At 77.2% G+C, this 23,944-nt stretch carries 22 protein-coding genes and 1 pseudogene; 13 read left to right on the top strand and 10 right to left on the bottom strand.

The window, feature by feature from the left end:
• Positions 1 to 24: 24 nt before the first annotated feature.
• Positions 25 to 765 carry a DUF305 domain-containing protein gene (locus tag CP974_RS07685; RefSeq protein ID WP_031136417.1) on the top strand — a complete coding sequence of 247 codons (741 nt, stop codon included), beginning with the start codon at positions 25 to 27 and terminating at the stop codon, positions 763 to 765.
• 414 nt (positions 766 to 1,179) lie between these two features.
• Positions 1,180 to 1,599, top strand: a complete 420-nt coding sequence (locus tag CP974_RS07690; protein WP_031136419.1) for a CBS domain-containing protein — start codon at positions 1,180 to 1,182, stop codon at positions 1,597 to 1,599.
• A gap of 33 nt (positions 1,600 to 1,632) precedes the next feature.
• Here the strand turns inward: CP974_RS07690 and CP974_RS07695 are convergent, their stop codons facing one another.
• Together CP974_RS07695 and CP974_RS30950 are read right to left on the bottom strand one after the other, a co-directional pair.
• The gene (locus tag CP974_RS07695; protein ID WP_223844487.1) at positions 1,633 to 2,460 is read right to left on the bottom strand and encodes an alpha/beta fold hydrolase; all 828 of its coding nucleotides are present in this window, start codon (positions 2,458 to 2,460) and stop codon (positions 1,633 to 1,635) included.
• A 233-nt stretch (positions 2,461 to 2,693) separates the two neighbouring features.
• Positions 2,694 to 3,320, bottom strand: a pseudogene (locus CP974_RS30950) (DUF998 domain-containing protein); the annotation flags it as partial.
• A gap of 624 nt (positions 3,321 to 3,944) precedes the next feature.
• On the opposite strand from CP974_RS30950, the gene CP974_RS07715 reads away from it, so the two are divergent.
• From CP974_RS07715 to CP974_RS07725, 3 genes are all read left to right on the top strand, one after another.
• Positions 3,945 to 4,403 carry a DUF6153 family protein gene (locus CP974_RS07715; RefSeq protein ID WP_031136933.1) on the top strand — a complete coding sequence of 153 codons (459 nt, stop codon included), beginning with the start codon at positions 3,945 to 3,947 and terminating at the stop codon, positions 4,401 to 4,403.
• A 114-nt stretch (positions 4,404 to 4,517) separates the two neighbouring features.
• Positions 4,518 to 6,299 (top strand): multicopper oxidase family protein, encoded by a 1,782-nt coding sequence (locus tag CP974_RS07720; RefSeq protein WP_078915932.1) that lies wholly within the window; start codon positions 4,518 to 4,520, stop codon positions 6,297 to 6,299.
• 226 nt (positions 6,300 to 6,525) lie between these two features.
• Entirely contained in the window at positions 6,526 to 8,295 is a 1,770-nt protein-coding gene (locus tag CP974_RS07725; RefSeq protein WP_031133419.1) for an NAD+ synthase, read from the top strand.
• Between the two features lie 143 nt (positions 8,296 to 8,438).
• Here CP974_RS07725 and CP974_RS07730 read toward each other — a convergent pair whose 3' ends face one another.
• Both CP974_RS07730 and CP974_RS07735 read right to left on the bottom strand, forming a co-directional pair.
• The gene (locus CP974_RS07730; RefSeq protein ID WP_031133417.1) at positions 8,439 to 9,464 is read right to left on the bottom strand and encodes an endonuclease/exonuclease/phosphatase family protein; all 1,026 of its coding nucleotides are present in this window, start codon (positions 9,462 to 9,464) and stop codon (positions 8,439 to 8,441) included.
• Between the two features lie 242 nt (positions 9,465 to 9,706).
• Complete coding sequence (locus CP974_RS07735) at positions 9,707 to 11,398, bottom strand: DHA2 family efflux MFS transporter permease subunit (protein WP_051839649.1); 1,692 nt, start codon at positions 11,396 to 11,398, stop codon at positions 9,707 to 9,709.
• A 200-nt stretch (positions 11,399 to 11,598) separates the two neighbouring features.
• On the opposite strand from CP974_RS07735, the gene panB reads away from it, so the two are divergent.
• Together panB and CP974_RS07745 are read left to right on the top strand one after the other, a co-directional pair.
• Positions 11,599 to 12,498: a 3-methyl-2-oxobutanoate hydroxymethyltransferase gene (panB, locus tag CP974_RS07740; protein ID WP_031133413.1), complete on the top strand. Its 900-nt coding sequence runs from the start codon at positions 11,599 to 11,601 to the stop codon at positions 12,496 to 12,498.
• Positions 12,499 to 12,674: 176 nt separating this feature from the next.
• On the top strand, positions 12,675 to 13,490 hold the full coding sequence (locus tag CP974_RS07745) for a site-2 protease family protein (protein WP_031133412.1): 816 nt from the start codon (positions 12,675 to 12,677) through the stop codon (positions 13,488 to 13,490).
• Here the strand turns inward: CP974_RS07745 and CP974_RS07750 are convergent.
• On the bottom strand, positions 13,480 to 13,704 hold the full coding sequence (locus CP974_RS07750; RefSeq protein WP_078915717.1) for a hypothetical protein: 225 nt from the start codon (positions 13,702 to 13,704) through the stop codon (positions 13,480 to 13,482). The two genes, CP974_RS07745 and CP974_RS07750, sit on opposite strands and share 11 nt — an antisense overlap.
• Before the next feature lie 232 nt (positions 13,705 to 13,936).
• Positions 13,937 to 14,677: an NADPH-dependent F420 reductase gene (gene npdG / locus CP974_RS07755; protein WP_037938363.1), complete on the bottom strand. Its 741-nt coding sequence runs from the start codon at positions 14,675 to 14,677 to the stop codon at positions 13,937 to 13,939.
• A gap of 91 nt (positions 14,678 to 14,768) precedes the next feature.
• Between npdG and CP974_RS07760 the strand changes: the two genes are divergently transcribed.
• Positions 14,769 to 15,389, top strand: coding sequence for a hypothetical protein (locus CP974_RS07760; protein ID WP_031133408.1), 621 nt, complete (start codon positions 14,769 to 14,771; stop codon positions 15,387 to 15,389).
• Between the two features lie 190 nt (positions 15,390 to 15,579).
• On the top strand, positions 15,580 to 16,854 hold the full coding sequence (locus CP974_RS07765; protein ID WP_031133406.1) for an MFS transporter: 1,275 nt from the start codon (positions 15,580 to 15,582) through the stop codon (positions 16,852 to 16,854).
• 55 nt (positions 16,855 to 16,909) lie between these two features.
• Here CP974_RS07765 and CP974_RS07770 read toward each other — a convergent pair whose 3' ends face one another.
• Positions 16,910 to 17,137, bottom strand: coding sequence for a hypothetical protein (locus CP974_RS07770; protein ID WP_031133405.1), 228 nt, complete (start codon positions 17,135 to 17,137; stop codon positions 16,910 to 16,912).
• Positions 17,138 to 17,191: 54 nt separating this feature from the next.
• Between CP974_RS07770 and map the strand changes: the two genes are divergently transcribed.
• The gene (gene map, locus CP974_RS07775) at positions 17,192 to 18,049 is read left to right on the top strand and encodes a type I methionyl aminopeptidase (RefSeq protein ID WP_031133403.1); all 858 of its coding nucleotides are present in this window, start codon (positions 17,192 to 17,194) and stop codon (positions 18,047 to 18,049) included.
• Between the two features lie 183 nt (positions 18,050 to 18,232).
• Positions 18,233 to 18,898, top strand: coding sequence for a biliverdin-producing heme oxygenase (locus tag CP974_RS07780; protein WP_031133401.1), 666 nt, complete (start codon positions 18,233 to 18,235; stop codon positions 18,896 to 18,898).
• A 250-nt stretch (positions 18,899 to 19,148) separates the two neighbouring features.
• Here the strand turns inward: CP974_RS07780 and CP974_RS07785 are convergent, their stop codons facing one another.
• Positions 19,149 to 19,823 carry a PhzF family phenazine biosynthesis protein gene (locus CP974_RS07785; protein ID WP_031136899.1) on the bottom strand — a complete coding sequence of 225 codons (675 nt, stop codon included), beginning with the start codon at positions 19,821 to 19,823 and terminating at the stop codon, positions 19,149 to 19,151.
• 163 nt (positions 19,824 to 19,986) lie between these two features.
• On the opposite strand from CP974_RS07785, the gene CP974_RS07790 reads away from it, so the two are divergent.
• Positions 19,987 to 20,973, top strand: coding sequence for an FTR1 family protein (locus CP974_RS07790; RefSeq protein WP_031136897.1), 987 nt, complete (start codon positions 19,987 to 19,989; stop codon positions 20,971 to 20,973).
• Positions 20,891 to 21,841, top strand: coding sequence for an SCO2278 family lipoprotein (locus CP974_RS07795; RefSeq protein WP_031136896.1), 951 nt, complete (start codon positions 20,891 to 20,893; stop codon positions 21,839 to 21,841). The genes CP974_RS07790 and CP974_RS07795 overlap by 83 nt, the downstream gene beginning before the upstream one ends.
• Positions 21,842 to 22,108: 267 nt before the next feature.
• On the opposite strand, the gene CP974_RS07800 is transcribed toward CP974_RS07795, so the two are convergent.
• Both CP974_RS07800 and CP974_RS07805 read right to left on the bottom strand, forming a co-directional pair.
• Positions 22,109 to 22,858 carry a bifunctional DNA primase/polymerase gene (locus tag CP974_RS07800; protein ID WP_031130690.1) on the bottom strand — a complete coding sequence of 250 codons (750 nt, stop codon included), beginning with the start codon at positions 22,856 to 22,858 and terminating at the stop codon, positions 22,109 to 22,111.
• Positions 22,859 to 23,149: 291 nt separating this feature from the next.
• Positions 23,150 to 23,842 (bottom strand): TetR/AcrR family transcriptional regulator, encoded by a 693-nt coding sequence (locus CP974_RS07805; protein WP_031130688.1) that lies wholly within the window; start codon positions 23,840 to 23,842, stop codon positions 23,150 to 23,152.
• Between the last annotated feature and the right edge of the window lie 102 nt (positions 23,843 to 23,944).

A 23,944-nucleotide genomic window follows, 5' to 3' on the forward strand; every position in this document is an offset into this window, starting at 1 on the left:
GGGGCCGGGGGTGCCGGGTCGCCGGTGGGCGCCGTCACCCGTACGGGCCCCGGCGGCCGGACCCTCTGGTTCGCCGCGGGTGCGGTGGCCCTGGCGCTGCTGTTCGCGGGCTGGGCCACCGTCACGGCGCTGGGCCGGGACGGCGCCGGGCCGTCGGCGGCGTCCGCCGTGCCGGGCGCCGACTCGGCGGACGCCGGGTTCGCGCGGGACATGTCGGTCCACCACCAGCAGGCGGTGGAGATGTCGTTCGCCGTACGGGACCGCACGGACGACGAGGAGGTGCGGCGCCTCGCGTACGACATCGCCAACACCCAGGCGAACCAGCGCGGCATGATGCTGGGCTGGCTGGACCTGTGGGGCCTGCCGAAGGCGGCGCCGGACCGCGAGCCGATGGCCTGGATGGGCGGCGGACACGGAGCGGCGCACGGCGGCGGTGACGGCCACGGCGGTCACACGAGTGGCGGTGCCACGGGTGGCGGCCCGGAGGGCGGCCCGGCCGGCGGCGGGGCGCTGATGCCCGGCATGGCCACCAGGGCCGAGCTGGAGCGGCTGCGGGCGGCGGACGGTGTGGCGGCCGAGGTGCTCTACCTCCAGCTGATGATCGACCACCACGAGGGCGGCGTCGCCATGGCGCGCGGCTGCGTCGACGCGTGCCGCGTGGACGTGCAGCGCGGGCTGGCGCGGGGCATGGTCGACGCCCAGCAGTCGGAGATCGACCTGATGACCGGCCTGCTGGCGGCGCGGGGCGCCCGGCCGCGCGGCTGACCCCGCCGGGGGCGGGCGGCTCCCTCCCGCGCGGGCGGGGGCCGCCCGGACGGGGGGGCGCCGCCCGCTGGGGCGCCGCCCGGTAGGCCGCCGCCCGGTACGTAGGGCCCGGCCGTCGGGGACCGGTAGGGGAAGCCGGCCGCAGGGCCGCCGCCCGCCGAAGCCGGGGGCGGGGCCGTCCGGTGGGCCCGTGCCGCCCCCGTGCCGATCCGGTGCGGTCGCCGGGGCCGGTACCGGGTCCGGGGACGTCCGCCGGGTCCGGGGACGGGCCGCCGGAGCGGGGCACGGGCCGTCGGACCACGGGTGGGCCGACAGGGGGGCGGCGGGCGCCAGCGGTCGCGCGGGGGTGGGGGCGCGGCCAGAATGGAGGGGCTCGGGGAGACCACGTATGCCCTTTACGGAGGTACGCGCCTGATGACCACCGCCCGAGACATCATGCACACCGGTGCCCACTGGATCCCGGCCCACGAGACCCTGGACCGCGCCGCCCAGCTCATGCGCGACCACAAGGTGGGCGCGCTGCCCATCGCCGACGAGAACGAGCGGCTCTGCGGCATCGTCACGGACCGCGACATCGTCGTGAAGTGCGTCGCGGCGGGCCACGACCCGTCCCGCGTGACGTGCGGCGACATCGCCGAGGGCACCCCCCGCTGGATCGAGGCCTCCGCAGACGTCAGCGAGGTGCTCAACGAGATGCGCGGCCACCAGATCAAGCGCCTGCCGGTCATCGAGAACAAGCGGCTGGTCGGCATCATCAGCGAGGCCGACCTCGCCCGGCACCTGCCGGACGACCAGGTCGCCGAGTTCGCCCAGAGCGTGTACGCGAGGGCCTGACCCGGCCCGCGACGCGCCCGCCCGCCCGGCCGTTCACCGGCCGGGCGGGCGCAGGACCGCCTCGGCGACCGCGCCGGGGCGGTCCAGCATGAGCAGGTGCCCCGCGCCGGGGACGAGGCGGAGCCGGGCGCCCAGCGCGGCGGCGAGCGCCCGCTGGCGGGCCGTCCAGCGGTCGGTGCCGTCCGGGGAGTCCGGGGCGGCCAGCACGGTGACCGGCAGCGCGCCGGGCAGCGGGTGCCGGGCGCGCAGGGCGAGGAGCCCGGCCGCCACGGTCCGGTAGTGGGCGTTCTCCAGCAGGGCGCCGTCCACGACGCGGCGGGTGCGGTAGCAGCGGCGTACGCGCGCGGGGTCGGCCGGGTCGGGCGCGTACCCGGCACGCGAGAGGCGGACCAGCGCCCGGCGGGCGTGCGGGCCCAGCGCGGCGGGCAGCCCCGCGGCGGTGAGCAGCGCCCCGGTGGCGCGCGCCGCGGCGGTGCGCAGCGCGGCGGCGCGCGGGCCCGGCGGGCGGGCGTCCGCCTCCACGGACGCGTCGGCCAGGACCAGCGCCGCCGTCCGGCCGGGGTGCAGCCGGGCGAACGCCTCCGCGTGGAGGCCGGCGAGGGAGTGGCCGACGACGGTCACCCGTTCGCCGCCCCGGCCGAGCGCGTCCAGCAGGGCGGCGATCCGGTGCGCCTCGCCGCGCGCGGTGGGCGCCGTCCGGGCGGGGCCGCTCAGCCCGTGGCCCGGCCGGTCGAAGCGGACGACCGTGCGGTGCGGGGCGAGCAGCGGCACGACCGGGTCCCAGTCGAACCAGCTCAGCGCCAGTCCGGCGCTCAGCACGCACACCGGCCCCGAGCCCTCGACGACCACGTGGTGTGGCACGCCCCCGACCCGTACGAAGCGGCTCGCCGTCCCGCCGCTCACCGCCCCGCCGCTCACCGGCCCCTCCCGGACCGGCCCCCGGCCGGGCCCCCGGGCAAACCCCCGGACCGGCCCCCGGACCGGCCCCCGGGCGGGCCCCCGGACGAACGGCCTCCGGGCCCGGCCGGGGCCTCCGCCCGCCGCCGTCCGGCCCGGAGCCACCGCCCTCCCCCGCCGTCGCCCCGGCCCGGCCCCCGCCACAGGGACCACGCCAGCACCAGGAGCCACACCGCCAGCAGCAGCAGTTGCGCGCGCTGCCCCGCGCCGAGCCCCCAGTGCCCGCGCTCCGCCTCGAACGCGGCGACCCCCACCAGCGTCCAGGCGGTGGCGGCGAGCTCCAGTACGACGAGGAGCGGCCCCGTACGGGCGAGGGGCGGCCACCAGCCGTAGCGGCGGGCGGCGACGGTGAGCGCGACGACCGCCGTGACGGCACCGGTCGTCGCGAGGCCGGAGCTCACGGCGTGCGCGGTGTGCCCGAACGGCACGAGTCCGGCGTCCTCGCGGGCCGCGCACAGGGCGTCGACGGTGGGCGCGCAGCTCAGCGGCAGCCGGGAGTCGGCGGCGGTGGCCGCGCCGAACAGGGCCAGCGCGGCCCATCCGCCGGCCGCCCAGAAGCGGCGCCGGGCCGCGAGCAGCCGGGGCAGCGCGGCGGCCAGCAGCAGGAGTCCCGCGAGCAGGTCGGTGGCGCGGAAGAGGGCGCCGAACGGCTGGTCGGTGGCGGCCAGCTCGCTCACGTACGACTGGACGGGGTCCAGTCCGGTGGCCAGGGGGCCTTCGAGGAGCCACACGCTGTACGTGAGGGCGCCCAGGGCGAGCAGCACGGCGACGAACCGCCCGCCACCGGGCCCGGCGGGGTCCCGCTCCTCGGGTACGTCCCGCTCCTCGGATACGTCCCGCTCCTCGGATACGTCCCGCTCCTCGGATACGTCCCGCTCCTCGGATACGTCCCGCTCCTCGGATACGTCCCGCTCCTCGGATACGTCCCGCTCCTCGGATACGTCCCGCTCCCGGGCCATCGGGGCGCGCCCGTCCACCGCCGGGCACCGCGAGCCCGCCGCCTCCCGCTCCCCCTTCGCCGGGGGCCGCTGCGCGGCCGGGCCGGGCACTCGGGCGGCCGGGTCAGGCTCCCGCGTCACCGGGCCCGGCCCGCCCGCCCTCGCCTCCCGCTCGCCCGCAGCCGCGTGCCGCCGACCGGCCCCGCTGTCCCGCTCCGACGCGGCGGGGGCGCCCACGTCCCGGCGCCCCGCCGGGCCGCCCGCCCGCCGTCCGGTCACCGGGTCGCCGCCCGTCCGGCCACGGGAGCGCCGGCCGCCGGAGCGCCGGCCGCCCGTTCGCCGGTCTCGCGCCCGGTCACCCGATCGCAGGCCGCCCGCCCCGCCGCCGGGGCACCGGCCGGCCGCCGGGCTCTCGCCGTCCCGGTACCCCGCGGGGGTAGGCTTCGGCGCATGGTCGACAGGGTGAGCGGGCGGCGCGCCGACAGCGCGTCGGGTCTGGGGCGGCTGCTGCTGCTCGCCGCTCTGCTGTTCGGCATCGTGACGATGCACACGTGGGGCCACCCTTCGGAACATGCGGGCGCGCACTCGGTGGCGGCGCCCGCCCACGGCTCGGCGGCCGCGGATCACTCCGGGCACGCGGCCGTGCACGGCGCCCCGGCGCCTGTCGTCCCTGAAGACGCGCCGCTGAGCGGTTTGGATGCGGCCTCCATGTGCCTGGCGCTGATCGGCTCGGCCGGCTTCGGCCTGGCCGGGGTGGCGCTGCTGCGGCTGCCGCGGCGCGGTCGGCGGACCGCGCGCGGCCCGGACGTCGGCTCCCCCGCCGGGCGGGTACCCGGCGGTCTGTGGCCCCCGCCCACGCCGCCACCGACGCGTGTGGCCCTCGCGGAACTCTCGGTGCTGCGGATCTAGGAGCGGATCGGCACGGCGACCGGCCGTGCCCCTCCGTGCCTCCGGCGTGCCCGCGCGGCGCCCGGCTTCCTACCGATCCGCACCACTTCACACCGATACGAGGTGTTCGCCATCATGCGTGCTTCCCGTACGCCGTCGTCCCCGTCCACCCCCTCGACCCCGTCGGCTCCGACGGCCCCGTCCGCCCCGCCCCTGGACCGCGCCCCCGCCCCGGCGGCGACCCGCCGTGCCCTCCTCGGGGTCGGGCTGGCCGCCGCCGGTACGGCCGCCCTCTCCGCCTGCACCGGCTCCGGCGGCTCGGCCCACGGCGGCCACGGCGGCCCCCACGGCCCGTCCGCCTCCGGGGCGCCCGCCCCGCAGGGGTTCGTCGCCCCGGACGGTCCGGAGGTCGCCGCCGCGGAGGCGGCGCGCGGCAAGGGCCCCGTCCGCGCCGTCCGCCTCACCGCCACGGCCGCCGCCCTCGACCTGGGCGCGGGCCGCACGGTGCGGAGCTGGGCGTACGGCGGCGAGCTGCCCGGCAAGGAGGTGCGGGTCACGGCGGGCGACACGCTGGCGCTCACCCTCGCCAACCACCTGCCGCAGGCCACGAGCCTGCACTGGCACGGTCTGGCCCTGCGCAACGACATGGACGGGGTCCCCGGCCTGACGCAGCGGGACATCGCGCCCGGCACGGAGTTCACGTACCGGTTCGCCGTGCCGCACCCGGGCACGTACTGGTTCCACCCGCACTCGGGCACCCAGCAGGACCGGGGCCTGTACGCGCCGCTGATCGTGGAGGACCCGAAGGAGCCGCTGGCGTACGACGCGGAGTGGGTGGTCGTGCTGGACGACTGGCTGGACGGCGTGGACGGCTCCACCCCGGACGCCGTGCTGGCGGAGCTGAGCCGGGGCATGGGCGGCGGCCACGCGGGGCACTCCGGGGGCCACGGCGGCGGCCACGAGGGCCACGCGGCGGGCGGCGGCGACAGCGGCGACGGCACAGCCGGTACGGGGGGCGCGGGCGGCCACGCGGGGCACGGGCCCGCCGCCTCCCCGGCCTCGCCGGCCCCGGCGGGGTCCGGCGGTCCGTCCCGGATGATGATGGGCGCCACCAGCGACCTGCTCGGCGGGGACGCCGGGGACGTCGCCTACCCGTACTACCTGGTCAACGGGCGTACGGCGGAGGCGCCCGCCGAGTTCCGCGCCAAGCCGGGCGACCGGGTGCGGCTGCGGATCGTCAACGCGGGCGGCGACACCGCGTTCCGCGTCGCGCTCGGCGGGCACCGCATGACCGTGACGCACACGGACGGCTTCCCGGTCCGGCCCGTCGAGACCGGGGCCCTGCTGATCGGCATGGGCGAGCGGTACGACGTGCTGGTCACCGCCGGGGACGGGGTGTTCCCGCTGGTCGCCGCCGCCGAGGGGAAGAAGGCCGCCGCGCTCGCCGTGCTGCGCACCGGCCGGGGCGCGGCGCCCGCCGCCTCCGTCCGCCCGAAGGAGCTGGCCGGACCGGTGCTCGACGCCGCCCGGCTGAAGGCGGCCGAGCCGGTGGCGCTGGCCGCCCGGAAGCCGGACCGCACGGTGCGGATCCGGCTGACCGGCGGGATGGCCCGGTACGACTGGGCGTTCGACGGCAGGCCCTACACGCCGGACCAGCGGCACCCGGTGAAGGCGGGCGAGCGGGTCCGGCTGGTGTTCACCAACGCGACGGAGATGTGGCACCCGCTGCACCTGCACGGCCACACGTTCGCCCTGGGCGGGCCCGGCGGACCCCGCAAGGACACGGCGGTGATCCTGCCGGGCGAGACGCTGACGGCGGACTTCGACGCCGACAACCCGGGCCTGTGGATGCTCCACTGCCACAACGTCTACCACGCGGAGGCGGGCATGATGACCGTCCTCGGCTACCGCCGCTAGCGCCTCGCGCGGGGCGGCCCGCCCGCCCCGCTCAGCGCCTGCCGGGCGCCGGCGGGCGGCCCCGCCCGTCGGCGCCCCCGGCCCGGCGGGCCCTCGGGGCCGCCCCGCACCCGCGTGCCGTCCCGCCCCCGCATCCGCCCCCGCCCACCCTCTCCGCCCTCCGTTCGCGAGGACGAACGGCCCCCTCCCCACGACATAGCGTCGATCTGACGATTAGACTGGGCGCGTGCCTCGACTACGCCTCGCCCTGAACCAGATCGACTCGACCGTCGGCGACCTCGCCGGGAACGCCGAGGCGGTCGTCCGCTGGACCCGGCACGCCGCCGAGCGGGGGGCGCATCTCGTCGCGTTCCCCGAGATGGCGCTGACCGGCTACCCCGTCGAGGACCTCGCGCTGCGGTCCTCGTTCGTGGAGGCGTCCCGCGCCCGGCTGCGGGAGCTGGCCGCCCGGCTCGCCGCCGAGGGCTTCGGGGACCTCCCGGTGGTCGTCGGCTACCTGGACCGCTCCGAGCGGGCGCAGCCCCGGTACGGCCAGCCCGCGGGCGCCCCGCAGAACGCCGCCGCCGTGCTGCACGGCGGCGAGGTCGTGCTGGCCTTCGCCAAGCACCACCTGCCGAACTACGGCGTCTTCGACGAGTTCCGCTACTTCGTGCCGGGCGACACGCTGCCGGTGCTGCGGGTCCACGGCGTGGACGTGGCGCTGGCGATCTGCGAGGACCTGTGGCAGGACGGCGGCCGGGTGCCCGCCGCCCGCAGCGCCGGTGCCGGGCTGCTGCTGTCCGTGAACGCCTCCCCGTACGAGCGGGACAAGGACGACACCCGCCTGGAGCTGGTGCGCCGCCGTGCCCGCGAGGCCGGCTGCGTGACGGCGTACCTGGCGATGACCGGGGGGCAGGACGAGCTGGTCTTCGACGGCGACTCGATCGTGGTCGACGCGAGCGGCGAGGTGATCGCGCGGGCCCCGCAGTTCGCGGAGGGGTGCGTCGTCCTCGACCTCGACCTGCCCGCCGCGTCCGCCGAACCGGCCCGCGGCACGGTGGACGACGGGCTGCGGATCGACCGGGTGGTCCTGTCGGAGGAGCCGCTGCCCGCCGGTCCGCCCGAGCTGACCGGCGGGCGGGCGGACCGGCTCGACGACGACGAGGAGGTCTACTCGGCCCTGGTGGTGGGGCTGCGGGCGTACGTCGCGAAGAACGGCTTCCGGTCGGTGCTGATCGGCCTGTCGGGCGGGATCGACTCGGCGCTGGTGGCCGCCGTCGCCTGCGACGCGCTGGGCGCGGCGAACGTGTACGGCGTGTCGATGCCGTCCCGGTACTCGTCGGAGCACTCCCGGACCGACGCCGCCGAGCTGGCGCGCCGCACCGGGCTGAACTTCCGCACCGTGTCGATCGAGCCGATGTTCGACGCCTACATGGCGGCGCTGGACCTGAGCGGGCCGGCGGAGGAGAACCTCCAGGCGCGGCTGCGCGGCACGCTGCTGATGGCGCTCTCCAACCAGGAGGGCCACCTCGTCCTCGCGCCGGGCAACAAGTCCGAGCTGGCGGTCGGCTACTCGACGCTGTACGGCGACTCGGTCGGCGCGTTCGGGCCCATCAAGGACGTGTACAAGACGGGGGTGTTCCGGCTGGCGCGGTGGCGCAACCGGGTGGCCGCGGAGCGCGGCGGGACGCCTCCGATCCCGGAGAGCTCCCTCACCAAGCCGCCCAGCGCCGAGCTGCGGCCGGGCCAGGTCGACGCGGACGCGCTGCCCGACTACGACGTGCTGGACCGCGTCCTGGAGCTGTACGTGGACCGGGACCAGGGCATGGACGCGATCGTCGCGGCGGGCTTCGACGAGGAGCTTGTGGCCCGGACGCTGCGGATGGTGGACGCCGCCGAGTACAAGCGGCGCCAGTACCCGCCGGGGACGAAGATCTCCGCGAAGGGCTTCGGCAAGGACCGCCGCCTGCCCGTCACCAACCGCTGGAGCGAGACGGCCGCCACCCGCCCGGTGTAGCGCCGCGGCACGCCCCGTGCAGCGGCGCGGCCCGGCCGCCGAGGCGGGGCGGCCCCCGGCCGCCGAGGCGGTGGCGGCGGCGCCGCCCGTGCGGGAGCCACCCGCCACCCGGGGGGGGCAGCCCCGCCCCCGTACCCGCCGGGTCAGAACGTCACGCGGGCGGCGATCGGCAGGTGGTCGCTGCCGGTGCGCGGCAGCGACCAGGACGCGGCCGGCTCGACGCCCCGCACCAGGATCTGGTCGATGCGGGCCATGGGGAAGGAGGCCGGCCAGCTGAAGCCCATGCCGTCGCCCGCCGCGCCCTGCGTGGAGCGCATCTGGGAGGTGACGGCGTTCAGGGAGCGGTCGTTCATGGTGCCGTTGAGGTCGCCGAGGAGGATCACCCGGCGGTTCGGCTCGGCGGCGATGGCCTCGCCCAGCCGGTCGGCGCTGCGGTCCCGCTGGTTGGCGGTGAAGCCGGCCCTGAGCTTGACCCGCACGGACGGCAGGTGCGCCACGTACACGGCGACGGGGCCCTGCGGCGCGGACACCGTGGCCCGCATGGCGCGGGTCCAGCCGAGCCGGATGTCCACGGGGCCGCTGTCCCCGACCGGGTACCGGCTCCACAGGCCGACCGTCCCGCGCACCGAGTGGTACGGGTAGGCGGCGGCCAGCGCCTTCTCGTACACCGGGACCATCCCGGGCTTCAGCTCGACCAGCGCCACCACGTCCGCCCCGGACGCCGCGACGGCCGACGCGGTGCCCTGCGGGTCCGGGTTGTCGGCGTTCACGTTGTGCGAGACGACCATCAGGTCGCCGCCGGGGCCGTTCTTGTCGGTGACGAGGCCGCCGAAGCTGCCCACCCAGACGAGGGCCGGGACGAGGACGGCGATCAGCGCGGTCGCCGAGCGGCGCAGCAGCGCCAGGACCGCGAGCACCGGCACGAACAGGCCGAACCAGGGCAGGAACGTCTCGATGAGGCTGCCCAGGTTGCCGACGTCGTTGGGGACGTGGCGGTGCAGGACCATCAGCAGTGCCAGCAGGATCGCGCACACGGAGAGCACGGCGCCGCGCCGCCAGACACCGGGGTCGCGCAGCCGGCGGACGGCCGCCGAACGGAGCCGGGACCCCGTGCGCCGTTCCTCCCCGGCGCCGTTGCCCGTCCCCGTCATGTCGTCCACCCGCGCCATCGCGTCTTCCTCACCTGCTGCTGGTCGTTCCCGTGCCGGAACCCGACCCTAGGGGATCACCGGAGGGTCGCGGCACGGCCGTACTGGTGGAGGGACGACGGGTGTCACGGGCGGGGTTCCTGGGGGGTGCGGGCGCCGGGCGGGTTGTGACGAAACGCGCACACTCGCCCGGGCGTTCGGTGCGGCACCCCCCGGGGCCGGTGCGGCACCCTCCGGGGCCGGTGCGGCGGCCGCCCGGCCGTTCAGTCCGAGCCGAGCGGCCCCCGGCCGGCGACGGGCTCGCGCGGGGCGTCCCGCGCCTCCGGTGCCCGGCCGCCCTCCGGCGGGCGGCGCCCCGGCAGGAACGCGGCCACCACGACGGCGCCCGCCACCGCCGCCCCGGCCGCGCACAGGACCGTGACGTGCATCGCGGAGAGGAACGCCGACTGCGCCGGGGCGACCAGCGCCTCACCCGCCGGCCCCAGCCGCCGCGCCGCCGCGAGGGTGGCCTCCACGGACTCGCCCGCCCGCTCCCGCGCGCCCGGCGGCAGGGCGCCCAGGTGCTCCTCGACGCTGCCCCGGTAGACGGCGGACAGCAGCGAGCCGAGCACCGCCACCCCGAGCGCCCCGCCGATCTGGCGGAACGTGGTGTTCACCGCCGACCCGGAGCCGGCCTTCTCGCGGGGCAGCGCCTGCATCACGGCGACCGTCACGGGCGGCATGACGTGGGCCATGCCCGCGCCCTGGGCGAACAGCACCAGCTCCACCGCCCACACCGGCGTGCCCGTGTCGAACGCGGCGAACGCGGCCAGGCACGCCGCGACCGTGAGCAGCCCGGCCGCGCACACCGTGCGCGCCCCGAACCGCCGCACCAGCAGCCGGGAGCGCGGCGCGAACAGCAGCTGCGTCACGGCGAGCGGCAGGAGCAGCAGGCCCGCCTGGAGCGGGCTGAAGCCGCGTACGGACTGGAGGTAGAAGACGGAGACGAAGGTGACGCCCATCAGGGCGAAGAACACGAGGGTGATCCCGCCGACCGCCGCCAGGAAGACGGGCTGGCGGAAGTACGCCATGTCGAGCGCCGGATGGGGGGTGCGCCGCTCGTGGACGACGAACGCGGCCAGCACCAGCAGTCCCCCGGCGGCGGGCAGCAGCGCCGTGGGGTGGGTGAGGTCGGCGAGTTCGCCGCCCCGGATGATGCCGAAGACGAGCAGGACGAGGCCGAGGATCGACAGGGCCACCCCGACCGGGTCGATCCGCCCCGGCGCGGGGTCGCGGGACTCGGGGACGATCAGCGCCACGGCGGTCAGCGACACCGCGACGACCGGGACGTTCACCAGGAAGATCGAACCCCACCAGAAGTGCTCCAGGAGCAGCCCGCCGAGCACGGGGCCGATCGCGATGGCCACGCCGACCGCGCCGACCCACACGCCGATGGCCTTGGGCTGCTCGTCCCGTTCGAAGACGTTCATCAGGATGGCGAGCGTCGCGGGCATGACGAACGCCGCCCCGAACCCCATCACCGCCCGGTACGCGACGAGCTCGACCGGCGAGTCGGCGAAGGCCGCCAGCGCCGAGGCGGCGCCGAAGACGACGGTGCCGAAGACGAGCGTCCTGCGGCGGCCGATCCGGTCGCCGAGGAGCCCCGCCGTGAACAGCAGACCGGCGAAGACCAGGGAGTAGGCGTTGATCGCCCACTCCAGCTGGCTCTGGGTGGCGCCGATGCCGACGGGCGGCGGGCCGGCGATGGTCTTGACGGCGACGTTCAGGATCGAGTTGTCCAGCACCACGAAGAGCAGGCTGAGCATCAGCACCGCCAGGATGGCCCAGCGCCGCCGGTGCACCTCCGGCGGCACCTCGCGGACCGGCCCGCCGGGCGCGCCGCCGGACGGCGGCGCCCCGTCGTCCGGTGCGCCGTCGGGCGCGGGGCGCGGGGCGTGGGGCGGGGGCCGGTCCATGGGCTCACCGTAGGCCGGAAACCGGAAGGGCGCCGTCCGCTGTTACTCCTCCCCGGTACTCCCCCTCGGCCCCCTCCCGCGTCTCCCCGGTCTCCGCCCGGCTCCTCCCCCCACTTCCCCCCGCACGGCACGAAGTGCCACCATGGACGTGGTCCGGGGACGCCGTCAGGGCGCCTCGAGATGACGAAGGAGCCGTTCACATGACGCTTCAGCCTGCCCCGAAACAGAACGGCGCCGGCGGCCCCGGCGCGAGCGGGGAGCAGGGCACCACGCATCCGAAGGCGCTGTACGGCGGGAAGGGCACCCGCCGGGTCACCGTCCACGACATCGCCGCCGCCAAGGAGCGCGGCGAGAAGTGGCCCATGCTCACCGCGTACGACGCGATGACGGCGTCCGTCTTCGACGAGGCCGGCATCCCGGTCCTCCTCGTCGGCGACTCCATGGGCAACTGCCACCTCGGCTACGAGACGACCGTGCCCGTCACGATGGACGAGATGGCCCTGCTGTCCGCCGCCGTGGTGCGGGGCACCAGGCGCGCCCTGGTCGTCGGCGACCTGCCGTTCGGCTCCTACCAGGAGGGCCCCGTGCAGGCCCTGCGGTCGGCGACGCGCCTGGTCAAGGAGGCCGGGGTCGGCGCGGTGAAGCTGGAGGGCGGCGAGCGCTCGCTGCCGCAGACGCGGATGCTGGTCCAGTCGGGCATCCCGGTCATGTCCCACCTCGGCCTGACCCCGCAGTCGGTGAACACGATGGGCTACCGGGTGCAGGGCCGCGCCGACGAGGACGCCCACCGGCTGCTGCGGGACGCGAAGGCCGCGCAGGACGCGGGCGCGTTCGCGGTCGTCCTGGAGCTCGTACCGGCGGAGCTCGCCGCCGAGGTCACCCGCTCCCTGCACATCCCGACCATCGGCATCGGCGCGGGCCCCGACACCGACGCGCAGGTCCTGGTGTGGACGGACATGGCCGGGCTGACCGGCGGCAAGGTGCCGCGCTTCACCCGGCAGTACGCCGACCTGCGCCGGACCCTCGGCGACGCGGCGCAGGCGTTCGCCCAGGACGTCGCGGGCGGTGCGTTCCCCGCCGAGGAGCACACCTTCCACTAGCGGCCCGGCCGCGCCGACGGCCGTGCCGCCTCGGCCACCCGCGTGCCGGCCGGCCCTCCCGCCGGCCGGCGCCGAGCGGCCGGTGGCGGACGGCCGAAGGGGCCGGGGCGGACGGCGGTACGGCCGGGGCGGTACGGCGGTACGGTCGGGGCCGTCGCCGTGAAGGAGGACCGCCCGTGGCCGTCGACGCCTCGCGCCGGATCAGCCCCGTGTTCCTGGGCATCGCCGCCGTCACCGGCGCCGCCGGCTGGGCGGTGTGGCGCGGCGGGGCCGGGACCGGCCTCGCCGAGGGCGCGGCCGTCTTCGTCTTCGTCACCGGGGCGTGGGTCGTGTCGCTGTGCCTGCACGAGTACGCGCACGCCCGTACCGCGCTGCACGTCGGCGACCTGTCGGTGGCCGACAAGGGCTATCTGACGCTGAACCCGCTGCGGTACACCCACGCCGTGCTCAGCGTGCTGCTGCCGGTGCTGTTCCTCGTCATGGGGGGCATCGGACTGCCCGGCGGGGCCGTGTTCATCGAGCGGCACCGCATCCGGGGCCGTCTGCGGCACAGCCTCGTCTCGGCGGCGGGGCCCCTGACGAACGCGCTGTTCGCCCTCGTCTGCACGGCGCCGTTCTGGCTGGGCGCGCTGGACGGCGTACCGGCCGGGTTCCGGTTCGCGCTGGCGTTCCTGGCGCTGCTCCAGGTGACGGCGGCCCTGCTGAACTCGCTGCCCGTGCCGGGGCTCGACGGGTACGGGGTGCTGGAGCCGTGGCTGTCGGAGCGGGCGCGGCGGCGCGTCGAGCCGTTCGCCCCGTACGGGCTGGTCGCGGTGTTCGTGCTGCTGATGGCGCCGGAGGTGAACCAGGTCTTCTTCGGCCTGGTCGACGGGGTGCTCGGCGCGCTGGGCGTCGGCGACGCGGAGTCGGCGTGCGGTCGCGACCTCTACCGCTTCTGGCGGGCGGCCGACCCGGTGTGCGCCTACGCGGCCGGGCTCGGCGTCACTCGCTGACCGGGCGCGAGCGGCGCCGGTAGTACAGGCTCATGTTGGAGGAGACACCGGCGAGCAGCACCCAGACGACGCCGAGCCACCAGGGGCCCCGGACGAAGGAGACCACGGCGGCGGCCGTCGCGAGGAGACAGACGGCGAGCGAGTAGAGGGCGAGGCGGGGCATGGGGCTCTGCTCCTGTCGGTGCGGGGGTCGTGCCCGTCCAGTGTCCCCCATGCGCCCCGGTACCCCGCCGGGCGGCCCGCCCCGGCCGTCCGCCCGGCGCAACCGTCGGCGCGGCGGCCCGGCACCCCCGCGACCCGGCGGACGGTGACGCACGCGCGGGCGGCCCGGTGGCCCGGTGGTACGGGCACCGGGCCCGCGGCGGCACGGGGACGGGCCCGGCAGGACGGGGGACCCGGCGGTACGGGGACGGGGGACCCGGCGGTACGGGGACGGGCGCCCCCGGTCAGCGGCCTCCCGGCCCGTCGGCCTGCCCGTCGGCCGGGCCGTGCACGTCGGTGAGGCGCAGTCCGGCGTGGGCCTTGTAGCGGCGGTTGACGGAGATCAGGTTGGCGACCAGGGCCTCCACCTGGTGGGCGCCGCGCAGCCGCCCCGCGAAGACGCCCCGCATGCCCGGGATGCGGGCGGCGAGCGCCTGCACCAGATCGGTGTCGGCGCGCTTCTCGCCGAGGACCAGCACGTCCGTGTCGATCTCCTCGACCGTCTCGTCCTGGAGCAGCACCGCCGACAGGTGGTGGAACGCCGCCGTGACCCGCGACTCGGGGAGCAGCGCGGCGGCCTGCTGGGCGGCGCTGCCCTCCTCGGGCTTGAGGGCGTAGGCGCCCTGCTTGTCGAAGCCGAGCGGGTTCACGCAGTCGACGACGAGCTTGCCGCGCAGCTCCTCCCGGAGCGCCGTGAGCGTCGCGGCGTGGCCCTCCCACGGCACGGCGACGATCACGATGTCGGCGCGGCGGGCGCACTCGGCGTTGTCGGCGCCCTCGACGCCGAGGCCGATGGCGCCGGCGGCCTCGCGGGCCCGCTCGGCGGCGCGCGAACCGATGATCACCTTCTGGCCCGCGCGGGCCAGCCGGTAGGCGAGGCCGCGGCCCTGGTCGCCGGTGCCGCCGAGGACCCCGACGACGAGGCCGGACACGTCGGGCAGGTCCCAGGGGTCGCGGGCGGGCTTCTTGGTCTCCGTCTCACTCATGGTGCCGACACTACGTGCAGGGCCCCTCGTTGGGGTGACGGGGCGGTGAAGCGCGGCGCGGGGCGCGCCGGGGCGGGCAGGATGCCGCCCCATGGATGCCGTACGGGTCGCCCTGCTCCGCGACGTGCTCGCCGGGACGGCGTGGCCGTCGGCCGCGCGCTCCTTCGCCGGGGCGCTGCGGTCGTCGGTCGTCCGGCACGGCGGGGGCCTGCTGCTGGTGGGAACCGCCGGGTACGAGCCGTGGCACCTGGCCGCGCACCTGGGGGACGAGGCGCGGTGGGCGGGGCTCCCGGAGCTGTCCCCCACCCTCGTACGGCACCGGGTGCGGCCGGGCGACCCGCCGCACCTGGCGGTGGGCCCCGGGCGGCTGGAGGTGGCGGGGCGCGGGGCGACACTGCTGGTGGTGGCGCCGGACCGGCTGGGCGGCGGGCTGCTGGAGCGGGTGCACGGGGCGCGCCGGGCGGGCGCCACGGTACTGGCCCTGGGCGGCGGCGACGGCGAGGGGGAGGTGCGGGGCCTGGCGCACGAGGCGCTCACCGTGGACCCGGCGCGGGACGGGGGCGTCGACCTCGACACGGTGCAGCACCTGGTGAGCGCGGCGGCCGGGGAGGCCGGCCCGTCGCCGCGGGGCGGGGGCCGCGGCCGGTTCCGGGACCGGCTGTCCCGGCTGGCCGACCACCTGACGTCGCCGCCCCCGCCGGAGCGCTGGTAGGCAGGCCCCACGAACGGGCACGCGCCCTACGCGGCACGGCCGGGTGGCCGGCGCGCGTACCGGGTAGCCGACGCGCGGACGACCGGACGACCGGACCACCAGGCCCGGCAAGCACCGGGGGCCGGGGGCCGGGGGCCGGTACGAAAATCCGCTTGCCGCCGGTGACGGGGGGCGCGCAGCATGGCACGCCGTGACGTCGAAGCTCGCCGCGATCCTGCCGGACCTGTCCCCGTGGAGGTCCTCCCGTGACTTCCGCCTCCTGTGGGTGCAGGGGCTCATCGCCTACTTCGGCAGCTTCACCGCCCTGGTGGCGCTGCCGCTCCAGATCAAGGAGCTGACCGGTTCGCCGTTCGCGGTCGGCGCCATGGGCGCGGTGGAGCTGATCCCACTGGTGGTGTTCGGCCTGTACGGGGGCGCGCTCGCCGACGCGGTGGACCGGCGCCGGGTGATCCTCGCCACGGAGGCGGGCATGGCCGTGCTCGCCGGAATCCTGCTGGTCAACGCGCTGCTGCCGGAGCCGCTGCTGTGGCCGCTGTACGTGGTGGCGGCCGGGGTGTCCGCGCTGGCGGGGCTCCAGCGGCCGGCGCTGGACTCGCTGATGGCGCGGATCGTGCCGCACGACCAGCTCCCGGCGTCGGCCGCGCTGAACGCCCTGCGGTGGCAGGTCGGCGCCATCGCGGGGCCCGCGGTGGCGGGGCTGGTGGTGGCGTTCGCCGGGCACGGCGCGGCGTACGCGGGGACCGTCGGCTGCTTCGCGGTGTCGGTGCTGCTGTGCCTGCGGCTGTCCCCGGCGCCGCCCGTGAGCGGCTCCGACAGGCCGTCGCTGCGGGGCATCGTGGAGGGGGCGCGGTACGCCTGGTCGCGGCCTGTGCTGCTCGGCACGTACGCGGTGGACCTCGCGGCGATGCTGCTGGCCTACCCGCCGACCCTGTTCCCGTTCCTGGCGGACGAGCTGGGGGCGCCGTGGGCGCTGGGCCTGATGTACGCGGCGGAGTCCGCGGGGTCGGTGCTGCTGAGCCTGACCAGCGGCTGGACCTCCCGCGTGCGGCGGCACGGGCTGATGGTGGTGGTGGGCGCGGCCGGGTGGGGGCTGGCCGTGGCGGGCGCGGGCTGGTTCGACAGCCTGTGGCTGGTGCTGCTGTGCCTGGCCTTCGCGGGCGCGGGCGACATGCTGAGCGGGCTGGGCCGCTCGACGATCTGGAACCAGACGATCCCGGACGAGCTGCGGGGCCGCCTGGCCGGCATCGAGGTGCTCTCCTACAGCGTGGGCCCGCAGCTCGGACAGGTGCGGGCGGGCACGATGGCCGGCTGGACGGGCACGCGCGGCGCCATCTGGGGCGGTGGCCTGGCGTGCGTGGCGGCGGTGGGGCTGCTGGCGGCGGCGCTGCCGAAGCTGGTCTCGTACGACGCCACCACCGACCCGGACGCCCGGCGCCGCCGGGAGGCCCACGAGCAGGCCGGGTAGCCGGCCGGTCCCGGCGCCCCCGCGGCGCGGGGGCGGCGGGCCGGGCCTGCCGGGGTCAGCGTTCGGGGTCCTGCGGGGTGTCGTCGTGCCAGCGGGGGTCCGTCTCCCAGTCGGCGTTGCGCTCGCGGGCCGTCTCCATGGCGCGGCCGGCCTCCCCCGCCGTCCGGTAGGGGCCGAAGCGGTCCTTCGCCGGGCACTCCGGGCCCTCCTCCACCTTCCGGTGGTGCAGGCAGTAGTACCACTCGCCCGGTTTGCCCACCGCGCGCTTCTTGAACAGGGCCATGTCGCTCCTTCCTCTGTCCCATGGTGCCCCGCGCGCCCTGGTTAGACTCGCCGCATGTCTGGCCAGTCGCTGCTCGTCCCCGGGGTGCAGTCCCCCGTCCGTTCCGTCCCCGGTTCCATCCGCCGGCCCGAGTACGTCGGAAAGCCCGCCCCGAAGCCGTACGACGGCCCCGAGGTGCAGGACTCCGACACCATCGAGCGGATGCGCGTCGCGGGCCGCATCGCCGCCCGGGCGATGGAGGAGGCCGCCAAGCACATCGCGCCCGGCGTGACCACCGACGAGCTGGACCGGATCGCCCACGCGTACATGTGCGACCACGGGGCCTACCCGTCGACGCTCGGCTACCGGGGCTTCCCGAAGTCGCTGTGCGCCTCCGTCAACGAGGTCATCTGCCACGGCATCCCCGACTCGACCGTCCTCAAGGACGGCGACATCGTCAACCTGGACGTGACGGCGTACATCCACGGCGTCCACGGCGACAACAACGCCACCTACCTGTGCGGCGACGTCGACGAGGAGTCGCGGCTGCTCGTGGAGCGCACGCGCGAGGCCCTGGCGCGGGCGATCAAGGCCGTCCGGCCGGGCCGGCAGATCAACGTGATCGGCCGCGTCATCGAGTCGTACGCCAAGCGCTTCGGCTACGGGGTGGTGCGGGACTTCACGGGGCACGGCATCAACACGTCCTTCCACTCCGGGCTGATCATCCCGCACTACGACTCCCCGCACGCCACGACCGTGATGCGGCCGGGCATGACCTTCACCATCGAGCCCATGCTGACGCTGGGCACCCACGAGTACGACATGTGGGAGGACGGCTGGACGGTCGTGACGAAGGACCGCAGGCGGAGCGCGCAGTTCGAGCACACGCTCGTGGTGACCGACAGCGGGGCCGACATCCTCACCTTGCCCTGACGCCGGCGAGGGGTACCGTTTTTACCGACAGGACGTCGGAAAGCAGCTGACCCGGGTGTCCCCGAGCACGAGGACCGGGTGCGGTGGCGCCCGGTGCGCCCGCGCGTGACAGGGCGCGCCGGCACAGCCGCCCCACCCGCCCGCCTCGCGGCTTTCCGCCCCATCGGCCCCCGGAGGACCGCCTTGGACGCCAGCGCCACCGCCACCCCGTTCTCCACCCTCATCCGCACCGCGTCCCACGACGCGCACACGGAGGCCGAGACCTCGACGTTCATGGGCGACCTGCTCGGGGGCCGCCTCGGCCTGGACGCCTTCGCGCGGTACACCGAGCAGCTGTGGTTCGTCTACCGGGCGCTGGAGGAGGCCGCGGACGGCCTGGCGGACGACCCCGTCGCCGGCCCCTTCATACGGCCCGAGCTGCTGCGCACCGCCGAGCTGGAGCGGGACCTCGCCCACCTGATGGGGCCCGGGTGGCGGGAGCGCGTCTCCCCGCTCCCGGCGACCGCCGCGTACGCGGCCCGCGTCGAGGAGTGCGCCCGCACCTGGCCCGCGGGGTACGTCGCCCACCACTACACGCGCTACCTGGGCGACCTCTCCGGCGGCCAGGTCATCCGCGACCGGGCCGAGCGCCGGTGGGGCTTCGCGCGCAAGGGCGACGGCGTCCGCTTCTACGTGTTCGACGCCATCGACAACCCGGCCGCGTTCAAGCGGGACTACCGGGCGCTGCTCGACGCGGTGGACGCCGACGACCTGGAGCGGCAGCGGATCGTGGACGAGTGCCGGCGCGCCTTCGCGTTCAACACGGCCGTCTTCCGCGAGCTGGGCGAGGAGTACCCGCTGAGCGCCTGACCGGCGTGCCGGGCACCTGACCGTCTCCCCGCCGGAGGGCCGGGCGCCGGGCCGTGCGGCGGACGCCGGGCCGGGCGCGGGGCCGGGCGGCGGACGCCGGACGCGGGGCCGGGCGGCGAGCCCGTCCGGCGCGTGGGGCGGGGGGCAGCCCGCGCGGCCCCTCAGGCGAGGCGCGGCCCACGGGGGGCGGGCGGCCGACGCGGGGCGAGCGACCGGCGCGGGGCGGCCGATCGGCCCACGGCCGGGCGGGTCAGCCGGCGAGCGGGCCGTGGCCCAGGCTGCGGACCCGGCCGCCCAGTTCGATGACGCCGTCCGGGCCGGGCGCCGTCATGATCTGCGGGCCCTCCCCCTGGGCGATGTTGAGCGCCCGGCCCAGCTCCGCCGTCAGCAGCAGCGCCGCGGCGCCCGTCGCCTCGTCCTCGTCGATCCCGTCGCCCCGCCCCGGGAAGGCCCGCGCGCGCACCCGTCCGGCGGCCTCGTCCTCCCACGCCCACGCGTACAGCCACTCCCCCGGCGGCGGCACTTCCAGCGCCTCCACCTCGGCGGCCGAGCCGTACCGGCGCAGGGTGCGCGGCGGCGCCCACTCGGCGCGCGCCTCGATCCAGGTGAACTCGCCGTCCTGGCGCACCCACACCTCGCCCACCGGCAGGTCCAGCACCTCCAGGTCCAGCAGCCAGGCGGCGCCGACGACCGGGTGCCCGGCGAAGGGCAGCCGCACGCCGGGCGTGTAGATGTCGAGGGCGCCGCGCTCGGGGTCGTCCACGAACACCGTCTCGCTGAAGCCGAGTTCCTTGGCGAGCGCCTGCCGGGCCGCCTCGTCGGGGCAGGCCCTGCCCTCCCGTACGACGCCGAGCCGGTTGCCGTGGCGTCCGTCGGGACCGCAGAAGACCGCCAGGACGTCGTACGCAGTGTTCACCGGATTCACCGGGGCATTCAAGCACGGCCGCCGGGGCCGGGGATGGTGTGACCGGCCGGTACGGTGGCGGGGCCCCCTCGGGCCCGTCCCGGACCTCTCCGGCGGGCCCCTCGGGTCCGTGCCGGAGCGCGTCCGGCGGGCCCGTGCACCGGACCGACGGAAGGCCGCCCCTGTGCTCGGCTCCCATCTCGCGGGTCTGCGCGGCGGCTTGGAGGCCGCCCTGCTCGTCGGCGTGCTCGCCGCGTGGTGGGGCGCGGGCCGCGGCGGCGCGCGGGCGGCGGGCCGACGCGGCGTCGCCGTACGGGGGTTGTGGATCGGGGCCGCCGCGGCGGGGCTGGCGGCGCTGGCCGTCGGCTGGGTCTTCACCTACGGGACGCGGGAGTTGACGCCCGGGGCGCTGAAGGTGCTCGGCGGCGTGCTGTCCGTGGCGGCGGCCGGGTGCGTGACCTGGGCGGTGCTCCGCCCGGACGGGGCGCGGGCCGGGGCGGCGGGCGCGGCCGGGTTCCTGGTGGTGGCGCGGGAGGGGACGGCGACGGCGCTGTTCCTGTGGGCGGCCGTGTCGGCGGCGCGGGACGAGGCCGGGTCGGCGGGGCCGCTGGGCATGGTGCTGCTGGGCCTGGGGGTGGCCGCGCTGCTGGGCTGGGGGGCGCACCTGGGCGTGCGGCGGCTGCCGGAGGCCCGGCTGCGCGCCGTGGCGGGCGGGGTGCTGGCGGTCGTCACGGCGGGGGTGCTGGCGCGGGGGGTGCGCGACCTCCAGGACGGCGGCCCGCTGGGCGGGCTGCTCGCGGGGCGGGCGGTGGACCTGGGCGGCGCGGTGGCGCCGGACCGGTGGCCGGGGGCCCTGCTGGAGGGCGTCTTCAACGTGTCCCCGGAGCCGACGGTGCTCCAGGTCGCGGTGTGGGCGCTGTACCTGGTCCCGGCGCTCGCGCTCGCCCTGGCCCCGGTAGGGTTCGGTCGGTCGGTGCCGGTCGGGGTCGAGGAGCAGAAGAGAACCGATGCGAGGGCTGGGGCTGGTGGAGGGGCGGGGCCGGACGCGGGTCCGGGCGGGCCGCGGAGCGCTGGCGGCCGTCGCGGCGGTGGCGGCGCTGACACTGACGGCGAGCGGCTGCGTGACGGTCCGCGGCGAGCTGGCGGTCGTGCCGACGGCGACCCGCGATGAGGCCGCGCGGGCGCTGAAGGACTTCACCGAGGCGTACAACGCCGCCGACAAGGCGTACGACCCGACGCTGGACGCGCACCGGGTGACGGGTTCGCTGGGCGCGATCAACCAGGCGGGGCTCAAGGCCCGTTCGGTGACCGACCCGGACGGCAACCCGAAGCACCGGCCGCTGGAGCTGAGCGACGTCGAGCTGGTCATCCCCAAGAAGGCGGGCTGGCCGCGCTGGTTCGTCGCCGACGCCGACTCCAACACGGACACCGACGGCGGGCCGGACGACAACCGGTGGCTGCTGCTGTTCGTCCGCGAGGGCGCCGACGCGACGTGGGAGGCGGCGCACCTGGCGATCCTGCCGCCCGACCGGGTGCCCGCGTTCCGCACCGACGCCGACGGCTGGGCCGAGCCCGCCCCGGCGGACGGCGGGTCGCTGGCGGTGGCGCCCGCGCGCCTGAGCCGGGACTACGCCGCGTACATGGAGTCGGGTGAGCCGAAGGTCTTCGCGGACGGGCCGCACACCTCCGGGCTGCGGGCGGAGCGCGACAAGATCTCCCGCCGTCCGGGGCTGGCGCTGCAGTTCGCCGACCAGCCGCTGGACTCCGGGGCGTTCGCGCCGGTGGGGCTGGTCACCGAGGACGGCGGGGCGCTCGTGTTCTTCTCGAACCGGATCTACGAGCGGGCCACCACCGCCCACGGCTACCGGCCGAAGGTGACCCCGCAGGAGAAGCCCCTGCTCACCGGAGAGGTCCGCAACACGCTCACCAAGGAGTGGGTGTCGAGCCTGACCGCCCTGGTCAAGCCCGCCCCGGCCGACGAGGACCAGGTCGTCGTGCTCAACCGCTTCCAGGGTGTGACGGGGCTCAAGGGCTCCTGACCCCGGACGGCGGGGCGAGCCGGGCGGCGGCCGGCGCCGCGTACCGGCCGGGCGGCGGGCGGCCGGCGCCGCGTACCGGCCGGGCGGCGGGCGACCGGCGCCGGTACGGCCCTGGGCGGCGGTGCCGCCACCGGCGCCGACCGGGCGGGGTCGGGCGAGGACGGGCGGGGACGAGCCGGGCAGACGGCGCGGGCCGGGCGGGGCCTGCCCGGTCGGGCGGGCCGGGCAGGCCGCCGGCTCAGCCGGTGAGGGGCCAGGCGGCCCGGCTCAGCGGGTGAGGGGCCAGGCGACCGCGTGGTGGCCGTGCTCGTCGTCGTACTGCTCCGCGTGGCGGGCGCAGGCGTCCGTGAGCGTCTCCAGCAGGGTCAGCGGGTCCGGCAGCGGGTGCTCGGGCCCCCGCACCCACTCCACGGCGTGGTCGCCGGGCAGCCGCGCCGGGGGGACGAGGACGTAGCTGCCCCGGCAGTGCCAGCGCAGGCCCGGGTGCTCGTCCATCGTCTCGGGGTGGCAGTCCAGCTCGCACGGCCACCACTCGTCCTCGTCCTCGGGCGTGCCGCGCGTGGCCGTGAAGAACAGGGCGCGCCCCCCGCCCAGCGCGTCCCCCGCCTCGGCCACCGGGCCCACCTCGACGCCCTCGGCGAGCAGGCGCTCCAACGCGGCGCGACCGGCCTCCAACGGAACGTCCAGGACGTCGTGGACCATGCCGGTCGCGGTGATGAAGTTGGCCTGCGGCTGGCTGCGCGCCCACCGCTCGATCTGCTCCGGGTCGGTGGCGCACTGCGTCTGCCAGGCGAAGGAGAGCGGATGGCGGGCCGGGGTGGGACAGCCGATGCGCTCGCAGGAGCAGCGGTAGCCGACGGGGTGGGCGGCGGGGGCGAGCGGCAGACCCGCGGCGGCGGTGGCCAGGAGCAGGTCCTCCCGGCTCGGCGTGTCGGCGGCGGGCTTCCTCGGGCGCCGGCGCAGCCACTGCGCGAGTTTGCTCTCCGTGCCGCGGTAGCGGCCGATACCGTCGCCCATCTATCCCCTCACACCTGAATACGAGCCCCTGTGGTCCCTGCCATGGTCGCACCATCCCGGCCCTCAGGTGACAGGAGTCCGCAACCCGGTGGCGGGCCCGGTGGCCGGAACCTCCCCCTGTCCCCTCGGCTTGCCGGATTTCGTCCCGGTATGCCGGGGGTTCGGGCGCCGTTCACCGTGAGCAGCTCCACGCGGGGCGCGGGAACCTTCCGGGGACGGCCGGGGGACGGCCCGGCGACTGTCGGGGCGCCGGAGCGGCGGGCGACCCGGAGTCTCGGGCTCCGGTTCGCCTCAGCGCGGCGCGATGCCCTGGAGGACGTGGTCGACCAGCTCGTCGGCGTAGGCGTGGGTGAGCGGGCGGGTGCGCATCAGCCAGCGGTGGGTGAGCGGCCCCACCAGCAGCTCGACGGCGACGCGGAGGTCGGCGCCCGGCCGCAGGAGGCCCGCGTCCCGCGCGGCGGCGAGGCGCCGGACGTACAGCCGGAGCTGCGGTTCGAGGAGCCGCTCCACGAAGCGGGCGCCCAGCTCGGGGTCGATCACGCCCTCGGCGGTGAGGGCCCGGGTGGGGGCCTCGAAGCGGGGGTCGTTGAGCTCGTCCACGGTCGCGCGGAGCACGGCCTTGAGGTCGGCGGCGAGGTCGCCCGTGTCGGGCAGCCCGGCGGGCTCGGTGGGCCCGGTGGCCCCGGTGGGCTCGGTGGGCTCGGCCCGCTCCTCCCCGCCCTCCCGTCCTGCCTGGGCCTCCTGCCCGGCCTGGCCGGTGAGGTCGAGGTAGGCGTCGAGGAGGACGGCGGACTTGGAGGGCCACCACCGGTAGATCGTCTGCTTGCCCACGCCCGCGCGGGAGGCGATGCCCTCGACGGTCGTCCTGGCGTACCCGACCTCGACGACGAGGGCGAGCGCCGCGTCGTAGATGGCGCGGCGGGAGCGCTCGCTGCGGCGCGTCGCGTCGGGCGTCCGGGAGGACGCCGCCTTGGGTGTGGGCATGGCGGCAATCTACCAACCGCCCGTGCCGCCCCGGCCGGCCCGGCGCGACGCCCCGCCCCCGGCGCGCGGCGGCCCGACCGCCCCGGCCGCTGACCCCCGGGC

It is taken from the genome of Streptomyces fradiae ATCC 10745 = DSM 40063, assembly GCF_008704425.1.
GTDB classification, from domain to species: Bacteria; Actinomycetota; Actinomycetes; order Streptomycetales; family Streptomycetaceae; genus Streptomyces; species Streptomyces fradiae.